We start from the raw sequence: 25,050 nt of genomic DNA, 5'->3' as shown, positions 1-25,050 counted from the left end.
CCCCCCCCGGCACCACCCCCTCCGAGCCGATCAAGGCGATCAAGCTCCGCCACCCCTGGCGCATCTTCTTCGCCGTCGTGCTCCTCCTGCTGCTCGTCTGGTTCGTCATCGATGCCGCCCAGCGTGACGCGTACGGCTGGCAGTACGTCGGCAAGTACATCTTCGACAAGCGCATCAGTGCTGCTGCGCTCGTCACCCTGCAACTGACGATCTACTCGATGATCATCGGCGTCATCCTCGGTCTGTGCCTCGCGGTGATGCGGCTCTCGCCGAACCCGGTGGTCAAGTCGATCGCGTGGCTCTACCTCTGGATCTTCCGTGGCACGCCTGTGTACGTGCAGCTCGTCTTCTGGGGCCTGTTCTCGCTCATCTACCCCAAGATCTTCCTCGGCGTGCCGTGGACGGACTGGGGAGTGTCGTTCGACCTCGGGTTCATGCAGAACGCGTTCATCATCGCCGTCATCGGCCTCGCGCTGAACGAGGCGGCCTACATGGCGGAGATCGTGCGCGCCGGACTGCTCTCGGTCGATGCCGGCCAGGAGGAGGCGGCGACCGCGCTCGGCATGTCGTGGGGCCAGACGATGGTCCGCATCGTCATCCCGCAGGCGATGCGCGTGATCATCCCGCCGACCGGCAACGAAGTCATATCGATGCTGAAGACCACGTCGCTGGTGGCGGCCATCCCGCTCACCACCGACCTCTACGGCGTCGCCCGTGACATCTCGGCGGTGACCTTCACGCCGATCCCGCTGCTGATCGTGGCCTCGATCTGGTACCTGCTGTTCACGTCGATCCTGATGGTGGGCCAGTACTTCCTCGAGAAGCGGTTCTCGCGCGGCGTCAACGCACGCCGGCCCGACCGCGGCGAAGCGGCCCTCGCGACCGGTGCGCTGCCCGCCGCCGGCGCACCCGACGGCAACGACCTGGGAGGCAAAGGATGACCGACTCCAGCACGACTCCGATGGTGCTCGCCGACGGCGTCTCGAAGAGCTTCGGCTCCAATGAGGTGCTCAAGAGCATCTCGCTCTCCGTCAACCAGGGGGAGGTGCTCTGCATCGTCGGCCCAAGCGGCTCGGGCAAGTCCACCTTCCTGCGCTGCATCAACCACCTCGAGCGGGTGGATGCGGGCCGGCTGTCGGTCGACGGCCAGCTGGTGGGCTACCGGCAGCACGGCGACAAGCTCTACGAGCTGAAGCCGAAGGAGGCATCCAAGCAGCGCCGCGAGATCGGCATGGTCTTCCAGCGGTTCAACCTGTTCCCGCACATGACCGCGCTCGAGAACGTCATGGAGGCGCCGATGCGCGTCAAGGGCATCCCGAAGTCGCAGGCGGCGGCGCGCGCGCAGGAGCTGCTCGCCCGCGTCGGCCTCGGCACCAAGGGCGACCATTACCCGGCGCACCTCTCCGGCGGTCAGCAGCAGCGTGTAGCCATCGCACGGGCACTCGCGATGGACCCGAAGCTGATGCTCTTCGACGAGCCCACCTCCGCGCTCGACCCGGAGCTCGTCGGCGAGGTGCTCGACGTGATGAAGGGGCTGGCGGCATCCGGCATGACCATGATCGTGGTCACGCACGAGATGGGCTTCGCCCGCGAGGTCGCGGACGAACTGGTCTTCATGGACGGCGGGGTCGTCGTCGAGTCCGGCGACCCGCGCGAGGTGCTCGCGAACCCGCAGCACCAGCGCACGCAGGCGTTCCTCTCGAAGGTGCTCTGACGTNNNNCCGGGGGCACTCGCTCCCGGCGGCGACGACTGCCAGGATGGTCGGGTGACTGCAGAACGACCGATCGCCCTGGTGACCGGGGTCGGCCGACGCATCGGCATCGCTGCCGGGATCGTCGACGGGCTCGCCGACGACGGCTGGGACATCGCCTTCTCGTACTGGGACGGCTACGAGAGCCGGATGCCGTGGGGACCGGACACCGCCTCGCACGATGAGCTCGCCTCCGCGCTGCGTGCGGCGGGAGCCCGTGCCCTCGCCGTTCCTGCCGACTTCGAGCAGCCGGATGCGCCGGCCGCTCTGCTGCGCACGGTGAACGACGAGCTCGGTCCGGTGCGGGCGCTCGTGCTCTGTCATGCCGAATCGGTCGACAGCGGCATCCTGGACACGACCGTCGAGAGCTTCGACCGGCACTTCGCGGTGAACGCGCGCGCGAACTGGCTGCTCATCCGGGCGTTCGCCGAGCAGTTCGCAGCCGGTGCGGCAGGCGCGGCGCTCGGCCGCATCGTCGCGCTCACCAGCGACCACACCGCGCACAACCTCCCGTACGGCGCGAGCAAGGGCGCCCTCGACCGCATCGTGCAGGCGTCCGCCGTCGAACTCGCCCCGCTGGGAATCACGGCCAATCTGATCAACCCCGGTCCCATCGACACGGGCTGGATGACACCGGAGCTGGCGGAGGCGCTGCGTGCGGAGACCGCGCTCGGCCGGCTGGGAACGCCGCGCGACACCGCGGACCTCGTATCGTTCCTGCTCTCGCCCGATGGCGGATGGATGACCGGGCAGCTGCTGCACAGCAACGGAGGCTTCCACCTGCCGGTCTAGCAGCCGACGGCGGTCACAGCGGTGGGGCCGGGCCCCGTCAGACGAGGTAGGTCGTCTCGCGTGCCCGCTCGATCGCCAGTTCGCCGATCCCGGTGATGGCGGCGTCGAACCGCAGAGTGCTGGCGGCCAGGCGCGGCGGGGACGGGATTCGACCGACGAGCCTCCGGCTCAGCTGCTCGACCGAGAGGTCGCTGTACTGCGCGAACGCCCCGGCGAGCACGATGACGCTCGGCGCGAGCACGACCGAGATCGCCGCGCACACGAGAGCGATGTGGTCGAAGAAGTCGTCCCGGGCGAGGGACGCCTGCTCGTCGCCGGACTCGACCGCGGCCATCATGCGGCGGAAGGCGGGACCGATCCTCCTGTCGACGTGAGGGCGCGTGCGATCGACCCACGGGGCGAGCTCGTTCGCGATGGCGTTCTCCGCGTCGCCGTGCTCGGTGAAGTACCGCGAGAACGAGGCGGTGGAGGTGAGCAGGTAGCCGACCTCGCCGGCGGCCGAACGGAAGCCGCGGTGGATGCGGCCCTCGCTCGCGATGCCCGCTCCGATACCGGTGCCGAGCACCAGTGCGATGGCGCTCTGCTCTCCGCGCGCGGCGCCTCGGAGGTATTCGCCGTAAACGCTGGCGTTCGCGTCGTTCTCTGCGAGAACGGGCAGCCCGGTGCGCTCCCTCAGGATGTCGGCGATCGGCACGTCACGCCATTCCAGTTCGCTCGCCTTCGTGACCTGGCCGTCGTCGGTGATGCCGGGCAGGGCGATCCCGATGCCCACGATCGGCGCCTGCACGCCCGGCGCCTCACGGATCAGGTGGTCGACGAGGTCGAGCACGCCGTCCAGACGAGCCGTCGCGGGATCCGCTCCCTCGAAGTGGAACGGCCGGTTGGACTCGTAGAGCACGATGCCGGCGAGGTCGACGATGCGGCCGCGGGCATTCGCCTCCGTGACGTCGACGGCGGCGATCGCGCGGTGGCTCGACACGTAGCGCAGAAGGCTGGAGGGCCGCCCGGGGGAGGAGCGGTCGAGCCCGGCGACCTCGACGTGCCCGCCTTCGATCATCGCCTGCGTCAGTCGCTCCACCGTGGCCGAGCCGAGCCCCGTGCGCTCGCGGATGTCGCGGCGCGAGAGCGGCCCCGCCGCGCGCAGCAGATCGAGGATGGCGGTGCGGTTGATCTCGGTGACATCGCGGGTCGTTGCCGTGCGCGGGACGTCCGACGCGTTCATCCGGCCCCCTTTCGCATCGCTCTGATCGAATCTTCCCGCACCCGCGTCGCCTGCGCCAAGCGCGCCACGCGGTCAACGCTGGCTTCCTCGCAACGGGCTTTACTTGTTTCTTTTCTATCGTAGTGATAGAAAAGCCTGCAACGGTTTGCGCATCCGCCGGCCGTCGGCCACTTCTCGAACGATTTGGACTCAACGATGAATCTCACGTCACGCTTTGGAAGAACCCACCGACGGCGGCTGCTGGCTGCCGCCGCCATCGTCACCGCCGCCGGACTCGCTCTGGCAGGATGCTCGGCCTCCGGATCCGGAGACGACGTCAAGAAGCTCACGCTGTGGATCTCCGCGAGCGCGGCCCAGCAGAAGGGCTTCGATCAGCTCGCCGCCGCCTACAAGACCAAGACCGGGACCTCGGTCGACGTCGTGAACATCCCGTACTCGGGGTACTCGACCAAGCTCCATAACGCCGCGCAGGCCAACGCCCTGCCCGACATCGCCGACGTTCCCGCGATCGATCCGATCTGGAAGAACAAGATCGTCGACCTCAGCTCGATCGCCGACGACAAGGCGAACAACATCAACCAGAGCTACGTCGCGAAGGACTCGAGCGGCAAGGCACTCGCCATCCCGTCCGACGTCACCTCCACCGGCCTCTTCATCAACAAGTCGCTGTGGGAGAAGGCCGGGGTCGCCTTCCCGACGTCTGCGAAGGACACTTGGACCTGGACGGACTTCGTCGCTGCGGCCGACAAGGTGCGCGAGGCCACGGGAGCCAAGTACTCCCTCGTCTACGACGCGTCGCCGTCCCGCCTGCGGGCGATGGTGTACGAGATGGGCGGCAAGTACATGCAGGCCGGGTCCGACGGGAAGTTCTCGGCGGACAGCGCCACGAAGAAGGCCGTCGACTACTTCGTCGGCCTGAACGACGACACCACCATGCCGAAGTCCGTCTGGACCAGTGGCGCCGACCCGTCGGCGCTCTTCCAGAGCGGGCAGGTCGCGGCGTACTGGTCGGGCGTCTGGCAGGTCTCGGCCTTCGCCGAGAGCATCACATCGTTCGACTGGGCCAGCGTTCCGACCCCGGCTCAGCCGGTGCAGGCCGCGGACGTCAACGCCGGAGGCCTGATGGTCGGCTTCCAGAACAGCGACGCGAAGGGTGCCGCGGCCAAGGACTTCCTGACCTGGATGTACGAACCCGCCCAGTACACGAAGCTCGCCGAGACGAACGGCTACCTGCCGGTGGAGACCGGGCTCGACGTGAAGTACAACTTCACCTCCAAGGCCGCCCTCGACGCTTTCTCCCTCTACAACGACGAGATCGCCCTCTACGAGCCCGTCTCCGGCTACTTCCTGCAGGCGCAGACCGGCTGGGCCCTCTCCGGCAAGGCGCTGACGACCGACCCGACCGTGACGGAGCTCGGAAAGGCGATCAACGGCCAGCAGACATCGGAGCAGGCGCTGAAGAACATCGTCGACGGCTACAACAAGCAGGTCGGCAAGTAGCGGAGGGAAGGACCCATGTCGGTGACCAGCTCCACAGCACCAACCGCTTCCGGAGCGCGACCAGCCGTCGGCTCGCGCTCCGGCCGCGGCCGGCCGGTGCGCCTGAACCGTTATTGGTTCGCTCCGCTCGTGCTCGTTGCGGTGAACGTCGTGCTGTTCGCGGTGTTCTTCGCCTGGCCGGCGGTGATCGGTCTCATCTACTCGTTCACCGACTACACCGGCGTGGGTTCCTTCGACTTCATCGGGATCGCGAACTATGAGCAGCTGTTCGGGGACTCGGCGTTCTACGCGGCCCTCGTGCGCACGATCGTGTTCACGCTGCTCGTCGTGCCCACCAGCTTCGTCTTCTCGCTGCTGGTCGCGAACCTCATGGTGAGCGCCTACTCGCGGGGCAAGCTCGTCGCCCGCGTCATCTTCTTCGTGCCCTGGCTCATCTCGCCCATCGTGAGCGGCGTGATCTGGCGGTGGCTGTTCGGCGAGAACTTCGGGCTCGTGAACTTCATCATCGAGTCGCTCGGCGGAAAGGCCGTGCCCTGGCAGTCGAACGCCGACCTCTCGCTGATCGTCGTGGTGATCGCCGCCACCTGGGGCGGGACGGCCTTCTCGATGCTGCTGTTCATCGCGGCGATCAAGAACGTTCCCGCCTCCTACTACGAGGCGGCGGCGCTCGACGGTGCGGGTCCGTGGCAGCTCTTCCGCAATATCACGCTGCCGAGCATCGCGCCGACGTCGTTCATCGTGATCCTCCTCACGACGCTGAACGCGATGAAGGAGTACGCGCTGTTCCAGTCGCTCAACAACGGGGGACCGGGCACGTCCAACAACCTGCTGGTGCAGTACATCTACCAGACCGGCTTCCAGCAGGGCCAGATCGGCTACGCAAGTGCGGCCAGCTTCGTCCTCATGATCATCCTGATGGCCATCGCGATCGTCCAGTTGGCCGTCAATCGCCGAACGGAGCGTCGCCGATGACCGCGAACACCCTCAGCCCCCGTGTCGAGACCGCTCCCGGGAAGCCCGCCCCACGGCGCCGCCGTCGCGACGGGCGACCGCGCGAGACCGGCCGCGCGATCTCCTCGACCACGCTGCTGTGGATCCTCGCCGCCGCGTACGGCTTCCCGCTGCTGTGGTTCGTGCTCAGCTCGTTCAAGCCGGCAGGGGACCTGTTCTCCTTCCCGCTGACCCTGCTCCCGAAGTCTTGGACCGTGCAGGGCTACGTCGACGCCTGGAACAGCTTCAACTTCTACCAGTTCTTCGCCAACACCTTCATCGTCGCCATCGTGACCACCGTCCTCACGGTGATCGCCAGCTGCTGCACGGGGTACGCTCTCGCCAAGTACGACAACCGCTGGCTCAAGATCCTCTTCGTCGCGATCCTGGCCACGACGATGCTCCCGACGGAGGTGATGCTCGCGCCGACCTTCCTCGTGGTCCGTGATCTCGGGCTCTACAACTCGCTCGCGGGCATCATCGTCCCGTCCATCCTCACCGCCACCGGTGTGCTGATGTTCCGTGCCTTCTTCCTCACCGTTCCTGACGAGCTGGTCGAGGCCGCGCGCATCGACGGCGCCAGGGAGCTGTCCATCTTCTTCCGGATCATGGTGCCGATCTCACGACCGATCATGCTGACGCTCGCGATCTTCTCCTTCCAGTGGCGGTGGAACGACTACATCTGGCCGTTGCTGGTGCTCAACGACCCGAACAAGTTCACGCTCCAGATCGGCATCCAGAGCATCGTCGGCGCCCAGAACATCAACTGGTCGGTGCTGCTCGGAGCCTCGGTGATCTCGCTCGTGCCGCTCATTCTGCTGTACTTGGTGTTCCAGAAGTACGTGATGAACGTCAACATCAACGCGGGATTGAAGGACTGATGGACGACGAATTCGTGACGTCCGTGCGGGAGGCGGCCGTGCGCGGGGCGGCGGAGGTCGCCGCCACGACCGCGGCCGATACCGACGGGCTCGCCCACCGCGAACTGATGCGGCGGGCGAAGGTGCTGGGGTCCGTGGCGCTCGCCGCACCGGAAAGTGCGCCCGTCGACGTGTTCGGCCGGACGGCTGCCCTCGTCGAGCGGCTGGCCGCGCTGCAGACCGCCTCCGGACTCTTCGAGGGCGGGGACAATGTGCAATCGCCGCCCGACAGCGCGTTCACGATCAACGACGTCTGCGACGTGCATCACCTGCTCGGAGCGGCTCCGGCGGAGGCGGCCGGGCTGCGGGAGCGTCTCGCCGAGATCCTCATCAGAGCGACGCCGGCCCTGCTGGCCGGCGGCGTGCACACGCCGAACCACCGCTGGGAGCTGACGGCCGCACTGGCGCGCATCCACCGGTCCTTCCCCGACCGCCGGCTCGTCGACCGGGCGGAGGAATGGCTCGCTGAGGGAATCGACATCGACGGCGACGGCTTCTTCTCGGAGCGCAGTCCCAACTACGCCACGGCCGTGAGCATCCCGTCGCTGCTGGCGGTCGCGGACATCCTGGACCGCCCGGAGCTGCGCGCCGACGTCGAACGCAACCTGGAGCTCACCCTTTCGCTGATCGGGCAGGACGGCGCGGTGGAGACCCTGCCGTCGCGCCGGCAGGACCAGGGGACGCACTTCCCGCTCGCGCGCTACGTCGCGGCGTTCCGCGAGTTCGCCGTGAACACCGGGCGCGGCGACTTCGCCTGGGCTGCCGGCCGCGCCGCTTCCGACGGCATCGATGACCAGGGACTCCTCGCCGAGTTGCTCCTACGGCCCGCCATCGGCGGGGAGCTGCCTGCGGCTCTCGCGCCGCGCCGCGACGAGCTGGTGGTGCACGCCTCCGCCTCCCTCGCGGTGCGGCGCGGAGACCGGTCGGAACTGGTGCTCTTCGGTGGTTCGGACTACCCGAGGCACCGCCGCATCCGTTCGGGGCTGGCGGTCGACCCGACCTTCCTCCGCGTGTTCGCGGGTGCGGCCATCCTCGACTCCGCGCGCCTCTCCCGGTCGTTCTTCGGGCTCGGTCCGTTCCGCGCCGATGGCCTCCACCGCCAGGAGGACGGCGGGATCGCCCTGCGCGAGCGCCTCGTCGGCGGCTACTACGAACCCCTCCCGATCGAGGCCAGGCGGCCGGATGGCGGGTACGACCTCGTCGACGAGGGCCGGTTCTCCGCGTCGATGTCGTTCGGCGAGCGGTCTGTGGACGAGGTGGTGCTCGCCACGAGCGTCGTCGCGCATCCGCGAGCCGACGGCGTCGACCTCGAGGTCGAACTGAGCGGACCGCCGCTCGCCTGGTCGCTCGAACTCGCCTTCCGGCCGGGCGGCGTGCTCGATGCACCCGGTCCCCGTCCATCGGACGGCGCCTACGTTCTCATCGGCCGCACCGCGAGCTACCGTGCCGGCGGCGACGCGATCGTCATCGAGGTGGAGGGACTGACCCCCGTGGACAACCCGATCGGGTACGTCCCCGGGGAGGACTACACGTATCTCGGCGGCACGGACGCCGCCCCGGGCGTGCGGCTGCTGATCGGCGGGCAGGCGCCCGCACGCTTCCGGCTGCGCCTGCGCACCGAGCGGGACGCGACGAGCGGAGCCGCCGCGTGACCAGGCTCGACCACGATTCCCCTCCCGCTTCAGCCGGATCCGTCGCCCAGCCGCGGGTTGCGGTGGTCGGCGTGCACGGTTACGGCACCGCGCACATCCTGAACGCCCTCGAACTGCAGGATCGCGGGCTGCTGCGCCTGGTCGCTCTCGTCGACCCGGAGTCCGGACCGGTCGTGCGCGACGGCGTCAGGATCGCCGACGACCGCCTGCCGCCCCGGCTCGGCAGTATCGATGAGCTGCTCGGGCGCGTGCCGGTGGACATCGTGGTCGTCGCCACGCCGCTGCAGACCCACGCGTCACTGGCCGTCGCCGCGCTTCGCGCAGGGGCGGACGTGCTGCTCGAGAAGCCCCCGGTGACCGATCTCGTCTCGCTCGCAGCCGTGGACGACGCCGTTCGAGCAACGGGCGGCCTCGTTCAGGTCGGCTTCCAGAGCCTTGGATCGCTCGCACTGACCGAACTCCAGCGCCAGATCGGCGCGGGCGCGCTCGGCACCCCCGTCGCGATCGGCGCCAGGGGTTCTTGGACCCGCTCCACCGGATACTGGACGCGGTCGCGGTGGGCCGGCCGTCGGCAACTCGACGGTCAGCGCGTCGCCGACGGCGCGGTGGCGAACCCATTCGCCCACGCGGTCATGACCTCGCTGCGCATCGCCGGCTGGGAGTCGGCTGCGGCGATCGGCCGGATAGAGACCGACCTCCGGCGAGTGAATCCCATTGAAGCGGACGACACGTCGGCCGTGCGCATCCGTCCGTCGGCTCTCGGCGCGCTGACCTTCGACGGCACACTGACCTGCGCCTTCACGCTCGCCGGCCCCCGCGAGGAGGAACCGGTCGTCATCGTGCGCGGCACCGAGGGAGACGCCGTGCTGTCCTACACGACCGACCGGCTCTCCATCGCCGGAACGGAACGGCAGTACGCGCGGGTCGACCTGCTGGAGAACCTCATCGCCGCACGTCGCGGTGTCGCGGAGCTGCTGTCGCCACTGTCGGGCGCCGGCGGGTTCGTGCGCGTGATCGAGACGGTCTCGGATGCGCCCGTCGCCCTGGTCGGGTCCGAGCATGTCGACTGGAACGGCGAGGGCGGGGAGCGCAGGCCGGTGCTCGCGGGCGTCGAGTCCGCCCTCGACCGGGTCGTGGAGTCGCAGTCGCTGTTCTCCGAACTGCCGGGACTGCCGTGGCGCTGACCGTCGTCGAGCAAGCGGAAGGCTTCGACCTCCGGCTCGGAGCGGACACCGTCGGGCGCTACGTCTCCCGGCCGCAGACTGCCGGTCTCGAGTCCCCGCGTCCGTACCTTCACCCGCTCCTGACCGCCGGCGGCATCGCCATCACGGACTTCCGGCCCGAGGACCATCGCTGGCATCACGGGCTCTCGCTCGCCGTCCCGACGGTGAACGGGTCCAACCTGTGGGGCGGGGGCAGTTGGGATCGTGCCGCCGGTGGGTACCTCGAAAAGGGCGACAACGGTTCGCAGCGCACCGACGACGCGACCGTGAACCCGCTCGGCGACGGACTCTCCTCCCGGGTGACCTGGCTCGGTGCCGATGGCGGGGTGCTCGCCGTGGAGGAGCGGTCGTTGACCGTCGCCGAGGTCGGGACCGGTGGCGGCTGGACGCTGGACTGGAGCTCCCGTGTGCGGGCGTCGACGCCGCTGCGTCTTGGCAGCCCGGCCGCTCACGGTCGGACGGGCGCCGGCTACGGCGGGCTGTTCCTCCGCGCTGCCCCCGCCTTCCGGGGTGCCAGGGCGCGGACGGACCGGGCATCGTCCCGTGCCGCCGACGAGCTGCTCGGCGCCACCGCGCGCTGGCTGGCCCTCACCCGCTCCGACGGCGCGGCGACCGTCGTGCTCGGCACCCGCCACGACGCGACCTGGTTCGTTCGCTCCGAGGAGTACCCCGGATTCGGTCCCGCGCCGTTCTTCGCGCGCGAGGTCGCGCTCGGACCCGGCGAGGAACTGGAGCTGGCCGTGCGCCTGTTCGCCGTCGACGGCGAGCCGGATGACGACGAGATCGACCGGGTGCTCGCCGCGTCCGGTCCCTAGCCCCCGAGCACCTTCCGGATGCGCTGCAGCGAGACCGTCTCGGCCGTGCCCAGCGACTGCGCGAACAGGCTGATCCGGAACTCCTCGAGCATCCAGCGCGCGTGCACGATCGCTTCGGGTGCGGCCGGGTCGAGCGGGATGCGGCCGCCGGCGTCGGTGTAGAGCGCCATCGCCGTCTCCACCTGGTTCTGCCACGCACGGTCGCGCCCGGGGTTCACCGGCAGGGCGGCGATGCGCTGCGTGATGCCGTTCAGGTAGCGGGGGAGGTGCCGAAGCTGCTCGAGCCCGGTCGCCGACACGAAGCCGGGGTACACCAGCCCGGCAAGCTGGCCCTTGGCGTCGTTGAGTGCGGAGAGGAACACCAGGGAGGTCGCGCCGCCGATCGCCTTCTCGGCGGCGCGCGACGCGGTCAGGATGCGCGAGATGAGCGCGACAGTCTCGAACATCGAGTCCATCACGATGCCGGAGACGCGGTCGCGCACCGCCTCGAACTCGGCCCGCATGAACAGCTGGCCGTCGGGCTTCATGCGGTACAGAACGCTGTCGATCACGGCCATCAGGGCGTCGTCGAACAGCGCCTTGGTGTTCGGGTACGGGCTGGCCGCGAGCGTGAGCTTCTCGTTCGAGGTGAGGTGCTGCTGCACGTAGGCGACCGGCGACGGGATCGACGCGAGCAGCAGCCGGCGCACGCCGCCCGGCATCGCAGCCGCCTGGTCGGCCGGGGTGCTCATCAACCGGATGCTCGCGCTCGAGCCGTCGTCGACGAGCGCCGGGTACGCGCGGATCACGTTGGTCGAGCCGCCTGGGCCCTTCTGCTCGGTGTCCAGGTGGCGAGGGAGCTCGTCGAAGTCCCAGGTCGTGATCCCCGCCCGCTCGATCGCGTTCGGAGTGCGGGCCTCCGCGACGCGGGCCACCGAGTCGCGGGCGCGCGACCGCAGCCGCTCCTGCAGCTCGCCGAGGTCTTTGCCGGAGGCGACCGGCCGGCCGCGCTCGCCGATCACCTGGAAGGTCGGGCGCAGGTGCGCCGGGATGCGGTCGAGGCCGAAGTCGTCCGCGGTCACCCGGGAGCTGGTCAGCCGGTTGATGACCGCCGCCAGTGTCTCCGCGAGACTCGCCGCCGGTCGCTCACCGGTGTGGGCGCGCATCCCGGCCGTGCCCTGCAGCTCGCCGAGCAGCCGGGCCGCCCAGTCGGCGGCGGGCACGACGAGACGCCGGATCGCCTTCGGCAGTGACTTGATCATCGCCGTCACCAGCTCGTGCCGCAGCCCGGGCACCTGCCAGTCGAAGCCGTCGGGCAGCAGACCGGCGAGGAGGGGCAGCGGCACTTGCACCGTCACGCCGTCGTCCTCGGCGCCCGGCTCGAAACGGTAGCGCAGCGTCAGCTGCTGATCGCCCTGGCGCCAGACCGGGGGGAAGGCGTCGTCGTCGACCGGGGCCGACTCGGCGTCGAGCAGGGCCTCCTCGGTCATCGTCAGCAGGTCGGGCGTCTCGTTCTTGGCCTTCCGCCACCAGCCCTCGAAGCTCCTGGTCGACACGACGTCGGCAGGGATGCGGCGATCGTAGAACTCGAACACGGCCTCGTCGTCGTTCAGGATGTCGCGGCGGCGGGTGCGCTCCTCGAGTTCGCGCAACCGTGCGCGCAGCTTCTTGTTGGCGCGGTCGAACGCCTGCGGCGAGTCCCATTCCCCCTCGACGAGGGCGTGCCGGATGAAGAGTTCGCGAGCGAGCTCCTGGTCGATCCGCGCGTACTGCACCCGGCGACGCGGGATGATCGGCACCCCGTAGAGCGTGACGCGTTCGTACGCGACCACGGCGCCCTGCTTCTTCTCCCAGTGCGGCTCGCTGTAGGTGCGTTTGCAGAGGTCGCCGGCGATCGGCTCCGCCCACGCGGGGTCGATCGCCGCGTTCATCCGGGCGAACAGCCGGCTGGTCTCCACGAGCTCCGCGCTCATGACCGCGTCGGGCTGCTTCTTGGCGAGGGTCGAGCCCGGGAAGATCACGAAGCGGGTCTGCCGCGCGCCGAGGTACTCCGCCGAGGCGCGCCCGCGGGCGCCGCCCTTGTTGCCGGAGGCGGTCGCATCCTTGAGGCCGATGTGCGAGAGCAGCCCGGCCAGCAGCGACTTGTGGATGCCGTCCGGATTCACCGAGGCCTCGCCCATCGTGAGTCCCAGGGGCTTCGCCAGCTGTCGCAGCTGCCGGTAGACGTCCTGCCACTCGCGCACGCGCAGGAAATTGAGGAACTCGTTCTTGCAGAGGCGGCGGAAGGCACTCGACGAGAGCTCCTTCTGCTTCTCCTCGAGGTAGTTCCACAGATTGAGCAGGGTCAGGAAGTCGCTGGTCGGGTCGGCGAACCGCGCGTGCAGCTCGTCGGCCGTCCCCCGTCGTTCGACCGGACGCTCGCGCGGATCCTGGATCGTCAGCCCCGCCACGATCGCCATCACCTCGCGCGACGTGCCGTGCCGTTTCGACTCGACGACCATGCGCGCGAACCGCGGGTCGATGGGGAGCTGGGCAAGCTGACGGCCGATCTTCGTCAGGGCGTTCGCGCCGTCGGCGCCGCGGGTGATCGCGTTCAGCTCGCTGAGGAGGTCGAGGCCGTCTTTGATGCCGCGCGAGTCGGGCGGCGTCAGGAACGGGAACGCGGCGATGTCGCCGAGCCCGAGGGAGATCATCTGCAGGATGACCGCCGCCAGGTTGGTGCGCAGGATCTCCGGCTCGGTGTACTCCGGCCGCTTCTCGAAGTCCTCCTCGGAGTACAGCCGGATGGCGATCCCATCGCTGGTGCGTCCGGAGCGGCCGGACCGCTGGTTCGCGCTCGCCTGCGAGATCGCCTCGATCGGCAGCCGCTGCACCTTGGCCCGCACGCTGTAGCGCGAGATGCGCGCCGTGCCGGCGTCGATGACGTATTTGATGCCGGGAACCGTGAGGCTCGTCTCAGCCACGTTCGTGGCGAGCACGACCCGGCGCCGGATGCCCGGCATCGTCGACGGCTGGAAGACCCGGTGCTGCTCCGCGCTCGACAGCCGGCCGTACAGCGGGAGCACCTCCGTGCCCGGCAGGTTGCGGCCCCGGATGGCGTCGGCGGCATCCCGGATCTCGTTCTCGCCCGACAGGAAGACGAGCACGTCGCCCTGCGATTCGCGGGCGAGCTCGTCGAGGGCGTCGTTGATGCCCTGCAGATAGTCGCGGTCGGCGCCGGGCGACGACTCGGGCTCGTCGTCGACGTCGTCGTCTTCCAGCGCGTCGGCCACGAGGGCGCGGTAGCGGATCTCGACGGGGAACGTGCGGCCGGAGACCTCCACGATCGGCGCCGGAGTGCCGTCGGCCGAGGCGAAATGGGCGGCGAAGCTCTGCGGGTCGATGGTCGCCGAGGTGATGATGAGCTTGAGGTCCGGCCGCTTCGGGAGCAGCTGCTTGAGGTAGCCGAGGAGGAAGTCGATGTTGAGGCTGCGCTCGTGGGCCTCGTCGATGATGATCGTGTCGTACTTGCGCAGCATCCGGTCGCGGTGCATCTCGTTGAGCAGGATGCCGTCGGTCATCAGCTTGATGCGGGTGTTCGCCCCGACGCGGTCGGTGAAGCGCACCTGATAGCCGACGAGGCCGCCGACGTCCTCGCCGAGCTCCTCCGCGATGCGCTCGGCGATGGTTCGCGCCGCGAGCCTCCGCGGCTGGGTGTGGCCGATGCTCTCGCGCCCGAGTTCGAGCGCGATCTTGGGCAGCTGGGTGGTCTTGCCCGATCCGGTCGCACCGGCGACGATCACGACCTGGTTCTCCCGGATGGCGCGCGCGATGTCCTCCCGCTTCTGGCTGACCGGCAGCTCGGGCGGGAAGTGGAGGCGGGCGGGGGAGACGGCGGAAGACATGAGCCTTCCATCCTACGACGCGCTGCCCGTCACGCGCGCGTACGGGGGCGTTGCCTCGGGGACCGCCGTGCCGTAGGTTGCAGTCAACCCGCAGCGTTGCGGTGTTGACTGGGCACAGTGTCGATGGAGACAGGGAGCACCCCATGAGTCATGGTTACGCCACGATGTCGGTCGCGAGCATCCTCGCAGAGACCGCCCACCGGATGCCCGACAATGTCGCGCTGATCTTCGGGGAGCAGCAGATCCGCTACGGCGAGCTCTGGGAGCAGACCAGGCGCTACGCAGGCGCACTACGGGCGCGAGGGCTCGGCGAGGGCGACCCCGTCGCGCTGCTGCTGCCGAACGTCCCCGACTTTCCGCGGGCGTACTACGCCGTGCTCGCCCTCGGCGGCATCGTGGTGCCGGTGCACGCGTTGCTGAAGGCGGAGGAGATCGACTACGTGCTTCGGGACAGCGGAGCGAAGCTGTTGATCTGCGCGGCGCCGCTGCTCGGGGAGGGCGCGAAGGGCGCGGCGCTGGCCGGCCTCGAGACGGTCTCGGTGCTGGTGCCGGACGAGCTGACCTCGTCCCTGCCGTTCGCCCGCCTCGAAGACGAGGCCGCGGCCGCGCAGCCGATCGACGCGTACGTTCCGCGCGATCCGTTCGACACGGCCACGATCCTGTACACGAGCGGAACGACCGGCAAGCCCAAGGGTGCAGAGGGCTGCCACTTCTCGCTCGTCGAACAGGTGAACACGCTCGCGGCCGATGCCCTCGATGTCACGGCCGACGACCGCATCCTGGGCTGCCTGCCGCTGTTCCACACCTTCGGCCAGACCTGCGTGATGAACCTCGGGTTCCGGGTCGGGGCCACGATCGTGCTGGTGCCGAAGTTCGACGGCGCGACGGCGCTCGCCCTGCTCAACGCCAATGCGTGCACGGTCATGACCGGCGTGCCCACCATGTACATCGCCCTGCTGGAGGCGGCCAAGTCGAATCCGGAGCGGCCGCCGCTGCGGTACGGGATGTCGGGCGGCGCCGCCATCCCGGTCGCGGTGATCGAGCGGATGAAAGAGGTCTACGGCATCGACGTGCACGAGGGCTACGGGCTGACCGAGACGTCGCCGGTCGCCTCGTTCAACCACCGCGGGGTGCCGACCAGGGTCGGCACCGTCGGCACGCCCATCTGGGGTGTAGACGTGGAGATCGCCGACGCCGAGATCGACGACCGCATCCAGCTGATGCCGCGCGGCGAACTGGGCGAGATCGTTGTGCGCGGGCATAACCTGATGAAGGGCTACCTGAACCTTCCGGCGGCCAACGCCGAGGCCGTGGTCGACGGCTGGTTCCGCACGGGCGACCTCGGAACGAAGAGCGCCGACGACTACATCACGATCGTCGACCGCAAGAAGGACATGATCGTGCGCAACGGGTACAACGTGTACCCGCGCGAGGTCGAGGAGGTGCTGTCGACGCACCCGTCGGTCGCGATGTGCGCGGTGTTCGGTGTCGCGGACGACGCGCACGGCCAGGAGATCATGGCCGTGGTCACGCTCATGCCCGAGGCGACCGCCGAGGGCGAGGATCTCGTCGCGTTCGTGCGCGAGCATGTCGCCGCCTACAAGTTCCCGCGGCGCGTGGAGATCCTGGAGGCGCTGCCGCTGGGGCCGAGCGGCAAGGTGCTCAAGCGGGAGCTGGTGGCGCGCTTCGAGGCGGCGCCGGTCGACGGCGCCTGACCGGCTTCCGAACACCTCCCGACGGGTCGCGGCGGCCCGCGCGCTCAGGGCTGGTCGAGCATCCGGAGCTTGTACGACGAGTGCAGGTAGAAGATCGCCAGCGCGCCGTAGACGACGCACGAGACGGCAGGGACGAACGAGTTCTCCGGCTTCGACGCGAGGGCGCCGAGCAGCGAGATGCCCGACCCCACCGCGAGGCCGGCGCCGATCCAGAAACCGGCTGCCGGCCGCGCGGTCGCGCGCCACCAGGCACGCGGGTCTTCACGGTTCTCCGTGGCTCCGCGGAAGGTGCGCACCCCCACCACGACGTACGCGATGTTCAGGATCGCCACGATGACCACGTCGATCGTCGGGTTCACCAAGCGCATGAACACGAAGATGTTCAGGACGAACAGGAGGGCGTAGACGCCGACGACGTAGAGGATCTTTCCGGTGATCGAGACGATGCGCACACCGCGAGCCTAACGGGCTAGTTGACCTCGTTGGGGTGGGCGCTGACGCGTCCCTCGCGCTCCATCGACGTGATCGCGGCCACCTCGTCGGCCGTGAGCTCGAAGTCGAAGACGTCGAAGTTCTCGGCCATCCGCTCGCGGCGGTTCGACTTCGGGAACACGATGTTGCCGGTCTGCAGGTGCCAGCGGATGACGACCTGGGCGGGCGACTTCCCGTGGGCGGCGGCGGGGCCGGCGACCTCGGGGGCGTCGAACAGCGGGTACTTGCCCTGGCCGAGCGGACCCCAGGCCTCGATCTGGATGCCGTGCTCGCGCGAGAACGCGGTCACCTCCGGCTGCTGGTGGGCGGGGTGCAGCTCGATCTGGTTGACGGCGGGCACGACGTCGGTGTTCGCGAGCAGCTTCTCGAGGTGCGGCACCAGGAAGTTCGAGACGCCGATGGCCTTGGCACGGCCGGTCGCCGCGATCTTCTCGAGCGACTTCCAGGCCTGCACGAACGTGTCCTTCTCGGGCGTCGGCCAGTGGATGAGGTACAGGTCGACGTAGTCGAGGCCGAGCTTGGTCAGCGACTCATCGAAGGCGGCCTCCGCGTCGGTCTGGCGGTCGTTCCAGAGCTTCGTGGTGACGAAGAGCTCGTCGCGGGCGATGCCGGACGACGCGATCGCCTCGCCGACGCCGGTCTCGTTGCCATAGATCGCGGCGGTGTCGATGTGGCGGTAGCCCACCTCCAGTGCGTCGGTGACGATGCGCGTGGTCTCGGCCGGGTCGACCTTGAAGACACCGAAGCCCAGCTGGGGGATGAGGGTGCCGTTGTTGAGTTCGAGTTCAGGAGTATTTGCGTTTGCAACCATTCTTCTACGGTAATCGGTGCGGGGCGCTAACGTCGAATGCACGACGGAGGAGAGGCGCCCATGGCATCGCGAGACGACATCGACCAGCTGGCCACGACGCTCCTCGTGGAGCACGGCGACCGGTTCGACGCGCTCCGCGACCACATGTTCCGCCTGATCGACGCGACCACCGCCGACGAGCATCCGCAGACCACCGAGCCGCTGGCGCTGCTCTCGCCGGTGCGGGATGGCGTGCTGTGCGTCTTCTCCTGCGTGTGCGTCGCCGCCACCGATGGCCAGCCGATCACGGTCATCGCGACGCGGCTGAGCGCGGTCGACCGCGAGGAGGCAGAGGTCGCGCCCACCGATGTCGAGGCGCTCGCGTTCGCGCGCGCCCTGCTCGGTGAATCGTGGTTCCAGCAGTCGTTCCGCGAGATCTCGGAGCTGACCGATCCGTCCCGCGCATCGCGCGGTGTGCGCCTGTACCTGTCGGGGGACTTCCAGCCCGGTCTGCCTGCGGTGCTCGGCGACAGCCTCATCCCAACGGTCGAGACCCTGGACTGACGCACACCCGCCCGCACGCCTGCCCGACCCTGCGTGTGTGACGCGCGGGTCGCCTTGGTTGCGGAGTGTGACGCGCACGGTGGCGTGCTGCCCGGCACAGGCCTAGCGTCGTCGCATGTCCCAGCTCTCGTCAGTCTCCGCGACCGGTGCGGTATCCACCGGCGGCGAAGGGTCCACCGGCGCCGCCGGTCGGCCGTTGCGCGTCGTCGCCGTCTCCGGCAGCCTCCACACGCCGTCCAAGACGACGGCTCTCGTGCGGGAGATCCTCGCGTCGTACGGGCGCGAGCTCTCCATCGACGCCCACCTGATCGCGGTCAACGAGATCGGCCCCGACTTCGCCGGCACGCTGCGGCGCGACGAGCTGCCGGCCTCGGTGGAGGACGAACTGCAGCGCATCGAGAACGCCGACCTGCTCGTCGTGGCGAGCCCCGTGTACCGCGCGTCGTTCACCGGCCTGTTCAAGCACCTGTTCGACTTCGTCGGTCAGTACGCACTCGTGGACACCCCGGTGCTGCTCGCCGCCACCGGCGGCTCCGACCGGCACGCCCTCATCATCGAGCACCAGTTCCGGCCGCTGTTCGGGTTCTTCCAGGCGCTCACCCTGCCGATCGGCGTCTACGCGAACGACTCCGACTTCACCGCCGGTGCGGTCACGAGCCTCGACCTGCAGGAGCGGATCGATCTGGCGGTCGCCCGGTCGCTCCCGCTGATCCGCAGCAACGTGGCCGAGGCCGACTCGATCGCGAAGTACCTGGGCCGATGAGCATCGCGCCGAGCGCCTGAGGCATGGCGCGCACGCTCATCCTCGGCGCGGTGTTCCGCGCACTCGGCGCCTACCCGTCCGGCTGGCGCTATCCGGGCGCGCACAGCAATCCGCTCGGCGATCCCGCCGTGCTGCGCGCGACGGCGCGTGCGGCGGAGGCCGCGAAACTCGACTACCTCTTCTTCGGCGAGTGGCTGGCGACCGGGCCCGATCTGGAGTTCCGCGATCCCGATCTGCTCGCGCGTCTCGATCCGATGAGCTCGATCGCGTTCCTGGCCGGCGTCACCAAGCGGATCGGCCTGATCGCGACCGCGAACAGCGGCTACTTCGACCTGTACACGCTTGCGCGCCAGACCGCCTCGATCGACCGCTTGAGCGGTGGTCGCGCCGGCATCAACATCGTCACCGGCGCCGACCCGCGGGCGGCGGGCAACCACGGACGCGGGCCCGGGGGAGCCGAGCCGCGCTACGACGAGGCCACCGAGTACCTGCGCGCGCTCCGGCTGCTCTGGGACAGCTGGGAGGACGACGCGTTCGTGCGCGATCGTCGCACCGGTCGGCTGATCGACCCGGAGAAGCTGCACCGCACGGATGCGCAGGGAGAGTTCGTGAGCGTGACCGGACCGCTCAACGCCGCGCGTCCTGTGCAGGGCCACCTGCCGATCGTGCACGCGGGAGGCTCGTCGCGGTCGCGTCGACTCGCGGCGGAGCTCGCCGACCTGGCCCTGGTCGCCCAGCCGTCGTTGCGGGAGGCGGTGGCCTACCGATCCGAGCTGATCGCGCAGTCGCGGGCGTACGGCCGCACGGACGACCCGCGGGTGATCACCCCGATCCTTCCTGTCGTCGCCGAGACGACGCGTGAGGCGCAGGAGGTTTTCGACGACCTCCTGCGGTTGGTGCCCCTCGACGACGGCTCTCCGCTCGCGCAGTCCGCGGACTTCCCGGCGAACCGGTCGATCCGTGCGCTGTCGTCGGTCGTCGGTGTTCCGCTCGGCTCTCCCGATCTCGACGACGACGTGCCGCTGCGCGTCGCGCGCCGCTTCGCCGACGGCGGGCAGCGGCTGCTCGAGCTCGTCGAACGACGAACCGGGCGCCGCCTCGGGGGCGAGCGCCCGGTGACCTATCGTCAGCTGCTCGCGACCCACGCCGTGCCGGCGGCCGCGGTCGTCGGCAGCGGCGCCGAGGTCGCCGACCACCTGCAGGAATGGTTCGAGGCCGGCGCGGTCGACGGCTTCAACGTGCTCACGCCGTTCCTGAACGGTCAATTCAGCGCGTTCACGGGGCTGGTCGTGCCCGAGCTGCAGCGGCGCGGGCTGTTCCGCACCGAGTACGAGGGGCGCACGCTGCGCGAGCACCTCGGCCTCTCGACACCGGCGAACCTGCACGACTCCGCCGCCGGCGGCGCTGCCGGGCGGCGGAGGGCCTGACGTCAGGGCGTCCTGTGGTTCGCGCGCTGCGCGATGCCGAACGCCAGCGTTCCGATGAACAGGATCGCCGCGATGATGCCGAGCCAGAGGAGTCCGTCGAAGGCGAACCCGACGACGCCGAGGGCCGCCCACACGACCAGGAGGATGATGATGACCGCCATGATGTACCGCCTCAGCTCTCGTCGGCCGCGCTCGGCGGCAGGATCGCCGGCACGATGGCCGGAAAGTCGGGCGAGCGGGCGCCGGTGCGGATGATCGCGCCGGGAGTGGCTCGCAGCTCGAGCAGGGGGCAGTCGAACGGGTCCTTCTCGCCGAGCCCGACCCGGTTGATGTAGTGGGTCACGATCACATACGACGCGATCAGGGTCGTCTCCGTGTAGTGCACGCCGTGCTCGTCGCAGAACGCCCGGATGGCGGGCGCCGCGCGCCGCAGGTGCGGGCGCGGCATCGACGGGAAGAGGTGGTGCTCGATCTGGTAGTTGAGGCCGCCCATCATGAAGTCGAGCATCCTGCTGCCCCGGATGTTGCGGCTCATCAGCACCTGGCGGTTGAGGAAATCGAGCTTGGCATCGTGCGGAACCAGCGGCATCCCCTTGTGGTTCGGGGCGAAGGAGATGCCCATGTAGAACCCGAACAGGCCGAGCTGGACCGCGAGGAAGACGGCCGCCTTGTCCGGTGACAGCACCAGGAACACCAGGGCCAGATAGCCGAAGATCCGCACGGCGAGAAAAGCGATCTCCACCGGCCGGCGCTGCAGCGGTTCCCTGAGGAACATGCGCCGCACGCTCGACGCGTGCAGCGAGAGTCCCTCCAGCAGCAGGATCGGGAAGAAGAACCAGCCCTGGTGGCCGATGACCCATTGGAAGAGGGGAGGGCGCCTCGAGAGTGCCTGTGCGGGGGTGAAGGCCACCACAGGCAGATCGATATCGGGGTCGACGCCCTCCCTGTTCGGATTGGCGTGGTGGCGCGTGTGCTTGTGCTGCCACCAGCCGTAGCTCATGCCGACGAAGAGGTCGCCGACCACGAGACTCGTCCAGTCGTTCCAACGGCCGGAGCGGAAGATCTGACGGTGCGCAGCGTCGTGTCCGAGGAACGCGATCTGCGTGAAGACGAAGGCGAACAGCGCCGCGGTGAACAGCTGCCACCAGCTGTCGCCGATGAGGACGAAGAGGCCGATGGCCGCGAGGGTGACCACGGGGACGAGGATGAGCTTCGTCCAGTAGTAGCCGTACCGTCGTCGCATCAGACCGGAGGTGCGGATCATGGCGGCGAGCGCGGAGTAGGAATCGGGGGACGCGCCCCCGTTGCCGATCGTGACCGATCGTGTCGTTTCCTGTGGCATCCGGACTCCCTCAGCGCGTCTGGCACCGGGGTCCGGGGTACGGACTCCAGTTTACGCTCGGTCGGCGGATGGCGCCGAAGCTCCCGGCCAACGCGCAGCCTGCCGCCCGCGACCGGCGGCGCGTATGGTGGCCGCATGGCGAATCGGCTCGCGGACGCGATCAGCCCGTATCTGCGCTCGCACGCGGACAACCCCGTCGACTGGTTCCCCTGGGGGGCCGAGGCCTTCGCCGAGGCGGAGCGACGGGATGTCCCCGTGCTGATCTCCGTCGGCTACGCGACCTGCCACTGGTGCCACGTGATGGCCCGCGAGAGCTTCAGCGACCCGGTGCTGGCCGCCGAGCTGAACGCGCGGTTCGTCGCCGTGAAGGTCGACAGGGAAGAGCATCCGGATGTCGACGCGGGCTATCTGTCGGCTGCGAGCGCGTTCACAGGAAATCTCGGCTGGCCGCTCACTGTGTTCACGACGCCGCGCGGACGTGCCTTCTACGCGGGTACCTACTTCCCTCCGCTTCCGATCGCCGGACGGGCCTCGTTCCGGCAGGTGCTCGACGCGGTCTGGGACGCCTGGGAGAACCGTCGCGCCGAGGTGGACGCCAACGCGGCCGCCGTCGTCGGCGCCCTCGCTGCGGCCTCGGAGGCCGCCACCGCCGCCGCCGATCTGCCGGCCGAGCGCGAGCTGGACGATGCCGTCGCGGTGCTCGCCGCCGCCGAGGACGCCGAGTACGGCGGGTTCGGCACCGCACCGAAGTTCCCTGTCGCCCCGGTGCTCGGCTTTCTGCTCTCCCGCCCGGCGGGCACCGGCGTCGCACTCCGCGCGCTCGAGCGGATGGCGTCGTCACCGCTGCACGACGGCCTGGACGGCGGATTCTTCCGGTACTCCACTCGCCGAGACTGGGGCGACCCGCACTACGAGCGGATGCTCTACGACAACGCCCTGCTGCTGCGCGACTACGCGACGGCCTGGCAGTTGACGGCGGACGAGTGGGCCGAGCGCACGGCGGACGGCGTGGCGGGCTTCCTCCTCGACGTGCTGCGGCGTCCGACGGGCGGCTTCGCCTCGGCGCAGGACTCCGAGAGCACGATCGACGGCGCCAGGGTCGAGGGGACGTACTACCGGTCGACGGCGCAGGAGCGCGCGAACCTCGAGGCGCCGCCGATCGACGGAAAGGTGCTGACCGGCTGGAACGGCCTGGCGATCGGAGCACTGGCGCGCGCCGGCTTCGCGCTGGACCGACCGGCCTGGATCGCGGCGGCCGTGCAGGCGGCCGAGCTGTTGCTCGAGCGTCACGTCCGCGACGACGGTACGCTCGTACGCACCTCCCTCGGCGACCGGGCCTCCGACGCCTCGGCGACCCTCGAGGACTACGGCGCTTTCGCCGGCGGCCTGCTCGAACTCGCACTCGTGACCGGTGACGTGGGCTTCGCCTCCGCCGCCCGCGATCTGATCGATCTGTGCCTCGACGCCGCCGGTGAGACGGTCTGCCCGTTCGAGGTGCCGGGCGGCGGCGATCCGGTGCTGCAGAGCAACGGGATGGCCATCCGGGTCGATCCGTCGGAGGGGGCGTACCCGTCTGGTCTGTCGTCGGCGGCCGCGGCGGCGCACACGCTCTACCTGCTGACGGGCGAGCGCCGCTACGAGCGGGCGTCCCGCGAGGCCATGCGGCTCGTGGCGGCGCCGGCCGGAGCGACGCCGAGCGCGTTCGGCGCCGCGCTCGAGCTCATGTCGGCGCTCGCCGCGGAGCCGGAGCAGCTGGTGGTCGTGCTGCCGGGCGGCGGGGGAGACGCCTCCGGAATGGTCGACGCCGTTCGCGGCCGGCCGAGCGGCCTGGTCGCCGTCGTCGACGAGTCGCAGGCCGAGGCGTTCGCTGCAGCCGGGTTCGAGCTGTTCGCGGCGCGGACGACGCGCGACGGCCTGGCGACGGCGTACCTGTGCCACGACTTCGTCTGCCGTCTGCCCGTGACGCTGCCCGCCGCCCTGGGCTGACGCCCGCCCGGTCGCCAGCTCTGCCGTTCGCTAGCTCGGCAGAGTGAGGATCTCGGCGCCGCCGGCGGTGATGGCGATCGTGTGCTCGCTGTGGGCCGTGCGGCAGCCGGTCGCGCTTCGCAGCGTCCACCCGTCCGCGTCGGTGACGAGCTCGTCGGTGTCGGCCATGACCCACGGCTCCAAGGCGAGGAGGAGGCCCGGGCGGAGCCGGTAGCCTCGGCCCGGCCGTCCGCTGTTCGAGACGTGCGGGTCCTGATGCATCGTCGATCCGATCCCGTGTCCGCCGAACTCGAGGTTGATCGGGTACCCCGCCGCGCTCAGGACGGAGCCGATGGCGGAGGAGATGTCGCCGATGCGCGCTCCGGGGGCCGCCGCGGCGATGCCGGCGCTCAGCGCCCGTTCGGTCGCGCCGATCAGCGCGACACTCTCCGGGGGCTGCGATGCGCCCACGACGAAGCTGATGGCGGAGTCCGCTGCGACTCCGTGCAGCGAGACGGCGAGGTCGAGGGTCAGCAGATCGCCGTCGGCGAGCGCGTAGTCGTGCGGGAGCCCGTGGAGCACCGCATCGTTGACGGCCGTGCAGATGTGGTGGCCGAACGGACCGCGCCCGAACGACGGCGCGTAGTCGACGTAACAGGACTGCGCTCCGGCGCCGACGATCATCGTCTCGGCCCAGTCGTCGATGTCGAGGAGGTTCGTGCCGACCGTGACGCGGCTCTTCAGCGAGCGCAGAATGCCGCCGACCAGGGCCCCGGTCTCGCGGGCTCGCGCCAGTTCGTCGGGGTTCAGGATCTCGATCATGTGGTGCCTCTCTGATGGATCTCACGCCTGCCGGATCTCACGGTACCGATAACTATACCGGTCAGACTATCCCAGCACTTCTATCCCGGTACTACAATCGGAACCATGGTCAGGTTGCCCCTCACGCCCGCGGACGTCGAACGCGGAGAACGGCTCGGCGCCCTGCTGCGGCAGGCCAGGGGCGAGCGCTCGATGCTCCACACCGCGCTCGATGCCGGCATCTCGCCCGAGACGCTCCGCAAGATCGAGACGGGCAGGGTGGCGACCCCCGCCTTCCCGACCATCGCCGCGATCGCCGCCGTCCTCGGGCTCTCCCTCGACGCGCTGTGGGCCCAGGTCGAGCAGCCGGAACGCGACGCCGTGCCGGCCGCGGCCGCCGACGCTCGCGGGCGAACGGCCTCGTAGCCCCGCCTTCTGCACTGATCCGTTCGTCACCCTCGAT

At 69.7% G+C, this 25,050-nt stretch carries 22 protein-coding genes; 15 read left to right on the top strand and 7 right to left on the bottom strand.

The window, feature by feature from the left end; translation table 11 throughout:
• The 3 genes from PKE84_RS01170 to PKE84_RS01160 form a co-directional block, all read left to right on the top strand.
• Positions 1-941: amino acid ABC transporter permease (locus PKE84_RS01170; protein ID WP_373877096.1), on the top strand; the 941-nt coding region annotated here is incomplete at its 5' end.
• Complete coding sequence (locus PKE84_RS01165) at positions 938-1,714, top strand: amino acid ABC transporter ATP-binding protein (RefSeq protein ID WP_271175364.1); 777 nt, start codon at positions 938-940, stop codon at positions 1,712-1,714. The genes PKE84_RS01170 and PKE84_RS01165, both read left to right, overlap by 4 nt.
• 52 nt (positions 1,715-1,766) lie before the next feature.
• The gene (locus PKE84_RS01160; RefSeq protein ID WP_271175363.1) at positions 1,767-2,543 is read left to right on the top strand and encodes an SDR family oxidoreductase; all 777 of its coding nucleotides are present in this window, start codon (positions 1,767-1,769) and stop codon (positions 2,541-2,543) included.
• Between the two features lie 37 nt (positions 2,544-2,580).
• Here PKE84_RS01160 and PKE84_RS01155 read toward each other — a convergent pair whose 3' ends face one another.
• On the bottom strand, positions 2,581-3,765 hold the full coding sequence (locus tag PKE84_RS01155) for an ROK family transcriptional regulator (protein ID WP_271175362.1): 1,185 nt from the start codon (positions 3,763-3,765) through the stop codon (positions 2,581-2,583).
• A gap of 195 nt (positions 3,766-3,960) precedes the next feature.
• Between PKE84_RS01155 and PKE84_RS01150 the strand changes: the two genes are divergently transcribed.
• The 6 genes from PKE84_RS01150 to PKE84_RS01125 are packed head-to-tail and all read left to right on the top strand — an operon-like array spanning position 3,961 to position 10,865.
• The gene (locus PKE84_RS01150) at positions 3,961-5,265 is read left to right on the top strand and encodes an extracellular solute-binding protein (protein WP_271175361.1); all 1,305 of its coding nucleotides are present in this window, start codon (positions 3,961-3,963) and stop codon (positions 5,263-5,265) included.
• A gap of 15 nt (positions 5,266-5,280) precedes the next feature.
• The gene (locus PKE84_RS01145; protein WP_373877095.1) at positions 5,281-6,237 is read left to right on the top strand and encodes a carbohydrate ABC transporter permease; all 957 of its coding nucleotides are present in this window, start codon (positions 5,281-5,283) and stop codon (positions 6,235-6,237) included.
• Positions 6,234-7,136: a carbohydrate ABC transporter permease gene (locus PKE84_RS01140; RefSeq protein WP_271175360.1), complete on the top strand. Its 903-nt coding sequence runs from the start codon at positions 6,234-6,236 to the stop codon at positions 7,134-7,136. The genes PKE84_RS01145 and PKE84_RS01140 overlap by 4 nt, the downstream gene beginning before the upstream one ends.
• Positions 7,136-8,827, top strand: a complete 1,692-nt coding sequence (locus PKE84_RS01135) for a hypothetical protein (protein WP_271175359.1) — start codon at positions 7,136-7,138, stop codon at positions 8,825-8,827. Before PKE84_RS01140 ends, PKE84_RS01135 begins: the two co-directional genes overlap by 1 nt.
• On the top strand, positions 8,824-10,011 hold the full coding sequence (locus PKE84_RS01130; RefSeq protein WP_271175358.1) for a Gfo/Idh/MocA family protein: 1,188 nt from the start codon (positions 8,824-8,826) through the stop codon (positions 10,009-10,011). The genes PKE84_RS01135 and PKE84_RS01130 overlap by 4 nt, the downstream gene beginning before the upstream one ends.
• Entirely contained in the window at positions 10,002-10,865 is an 864-nt protein-coding gene (locus PKE84_RS01125) for a DUF6807 domain-containing protein (protein ID WP_271175357.1), read from the top strand. Before PKE84_RS01130 ends, PKE84_RS01125 begins: the two co-directional genes overlap by 10 nt.
• On the opposite strand, the gene hrpA is transcribed toward PKE84_RS01125, so the two are convergent.
• On the bottom strand, positions 10,862-14,728 hold the full coding sequence (gene hrpA, locus PKE84_RS01120; protein WP_271175356.1) for an ATP-dependent RNA helicase HrpA: 3,867 nt from the start codon (positions 14,726-14,728) through the stop codon (positions 10,862-10,864). The two genes, PKE84_RS01125 and hrpA, sit on opposite strands and share 4 nt — an antisense overlap.
• A gap of 143 nt (positions 14,729-14,871) precedes the next feature.
• Between hrpA and PKE84_RS01115 the strand changes: the two genes are divergently transcribed.
• Complete coding sequence (locus PKE84_RS01115; protein WP_271175355.1) at positions 14,872-16,443, top strand: long-chain-fatty-acid--CoA ligase; 1,572 nt, start codon at positions 14,872-14,874, stop codon at positions 16,441-16,443.
• Between the two features lie 44 nt (positions 16,444-16,487).
• Here PKE84_RS01115 and PKE84_RS01110 read toward each other — a convergent pair whose 3' ends face one another.
• Positions 16,488-16,895 carry a hypothetical protein gene (locus PKE84_RS01110; RefSeq protein ID WP_271175354.1) on the bottom strand — a complete coding sequence of 136 codons (408 nt, stop codon included), beginning with the start codon at positions 16,893-16,895 and terminating at the stop codon, positions 16,488-16,490.
• Between the two features lie 17 nt (positions 16,896-16,912).
• Complete coding sequence (locus PKE84_RS01105; RefSeq protein WP_271175353.1) at positions 16,913-17,746, bottom strand: aldo/keto reductase; 834 nt, start codon at positions 17,744-17,746, stop codon at positions 16,913-16,915.
• A 60-nt stretch (positions 17,747-17,806) separates the two neighbouring features.
• On the opposite strand from PKE84_RS01105, the gene PKE84_RS01100 reads away from it, so the two are divergent.
• The 3 genes from PKE84_RS01100 (at position 17,807) to PKE84_RS01090 (ending at position 20,479) form a co-directional block, all read left to right on the top strand.
• The gene (locus tag PKE84_RS01100) at positions 17,807-18,289 is read left to right on the top strand and encodes a hypothetical protein (RefSeq protein WP_271175352.1); all 483 of its coding nucleotides are present in this window, start codon (positions 17,807-17,809) and stop codon (positions 18,287-18,289) included.
• Between the two features lie 115 nt (positions 18,290-18,404).
• A complete protein-coding gene (gene msuE, locus PKE84_RS01095) occupies positions 18,405-19,052 on the top strand; it encodes an FMN reductase (protein WP_271175351.1) in 648 nt (215 codons plus the stop codon).
• A gap of 23 nt (positions 19,053-19,075) precedes the next feature.
• A complete protein-coding gene (locus PKE84_RS01090; RefSeq protein ID WP_271175350.1) occupies positions 19,076-20,479 on the top strand; it encodes an NtaA/DmoA family FMN-dependent monooxygenase in 1,404 nt (467 codons plus the stop codon).
• A gap of 2 nt (positions 20,480-20,481) precedes the next feature.
• Here PKE84_RS01090 and PKE84_RS01085 read toward each other — a convergent pair whose 3' ends face one another.
• Both PKE84_RS01085 and PKE84_RS01080 read right to left on the bottom strand, forming a co-directional pair.
• Positions 20,482-20,640, bottom strand: a complete 159-nt coding sequence (locus PKE84_RS01085; RefSeq protein ID WP_271175349.1) for a hypothetical protein — start codon at positions 20,638-20,640, stop codon at positions 20,482-20,484.
• Positions 20,641-20,651: 11 nt separating this feature from the next.
• On the bottom strand, positions 20,652-21,821 hold the full coding sequence (locus PKE84_RS01080; RefSeq protein ID WP_271175348.1) for a fatty acid desaturase family protein: 1,170 nt from the start codon (positions 21,819-21,821) through the stop codon (positions 20,652-20,654).
• A gap of 135 nt (positions 21,822-21,956) precedes the next feature.
• Here PKE84_RS01080 and PKE84_RS01075 point away from each other — a divergent pair, with 135 nt between their 5' ends.
• Positions 21,957-23,807, top strand: a complete 1,851-nt coding sequence (locus PKE84_RS01075) for a thioredoxin domain-containing protein (protein ID WP_271175347.1) — start codon at positions 21,957-21,959, stop codon at positions 23,805-23,807.
• A gap of 30 nt (positions 23,808-23,837) precedes the next feature.
• Here the strand turns inward: PKE84_RS01075 and map are convergent, their stop codons facing one another.
• The gene (gene map / locus PKE84_RS01070; RefSeq protein WP_271175346.1) at positions 23,838-24,608 is read right to left on the bottom strand and encodes a type I methionyl aminopeptidase; all 771 of its coding nucleotides are present in this window, start codon (positions 24,606-24,608) and stop codon (positions 23,838-23,840) included.
• A gap of 105 nt (positions 24,609-24,713) precedes the next feature.
• Here map and PKE84_RS01065 point away from each other — a divergent pair, with 105 nt between their 5' ends.
• Entirely contained in the window at positions 24,714-25,013 is a 300-nt protein-coding gene (locus tag PKE84_RS01065; RefSeq protein ID WP_271175345.1) for a helix-turn-helix domain-containing protein, read from the top strand.
• The last annotated feature ends 37 nt before the right edge of the window (positions 25,014-25,050 follow it).

Origin of the sequence: Leifsonia poae (assembly GCF_027921845.1) — a bacterium.
Classification (GTDB): Bacteria; Actinomycetota; Actinomycetes; order Actinomycetales; family Microbacteriaceae; genus Leifsonia; species Leifsonia poae.
This window is presented reverse-complemented; position numbering and strand designations above follow the sequence as displayed.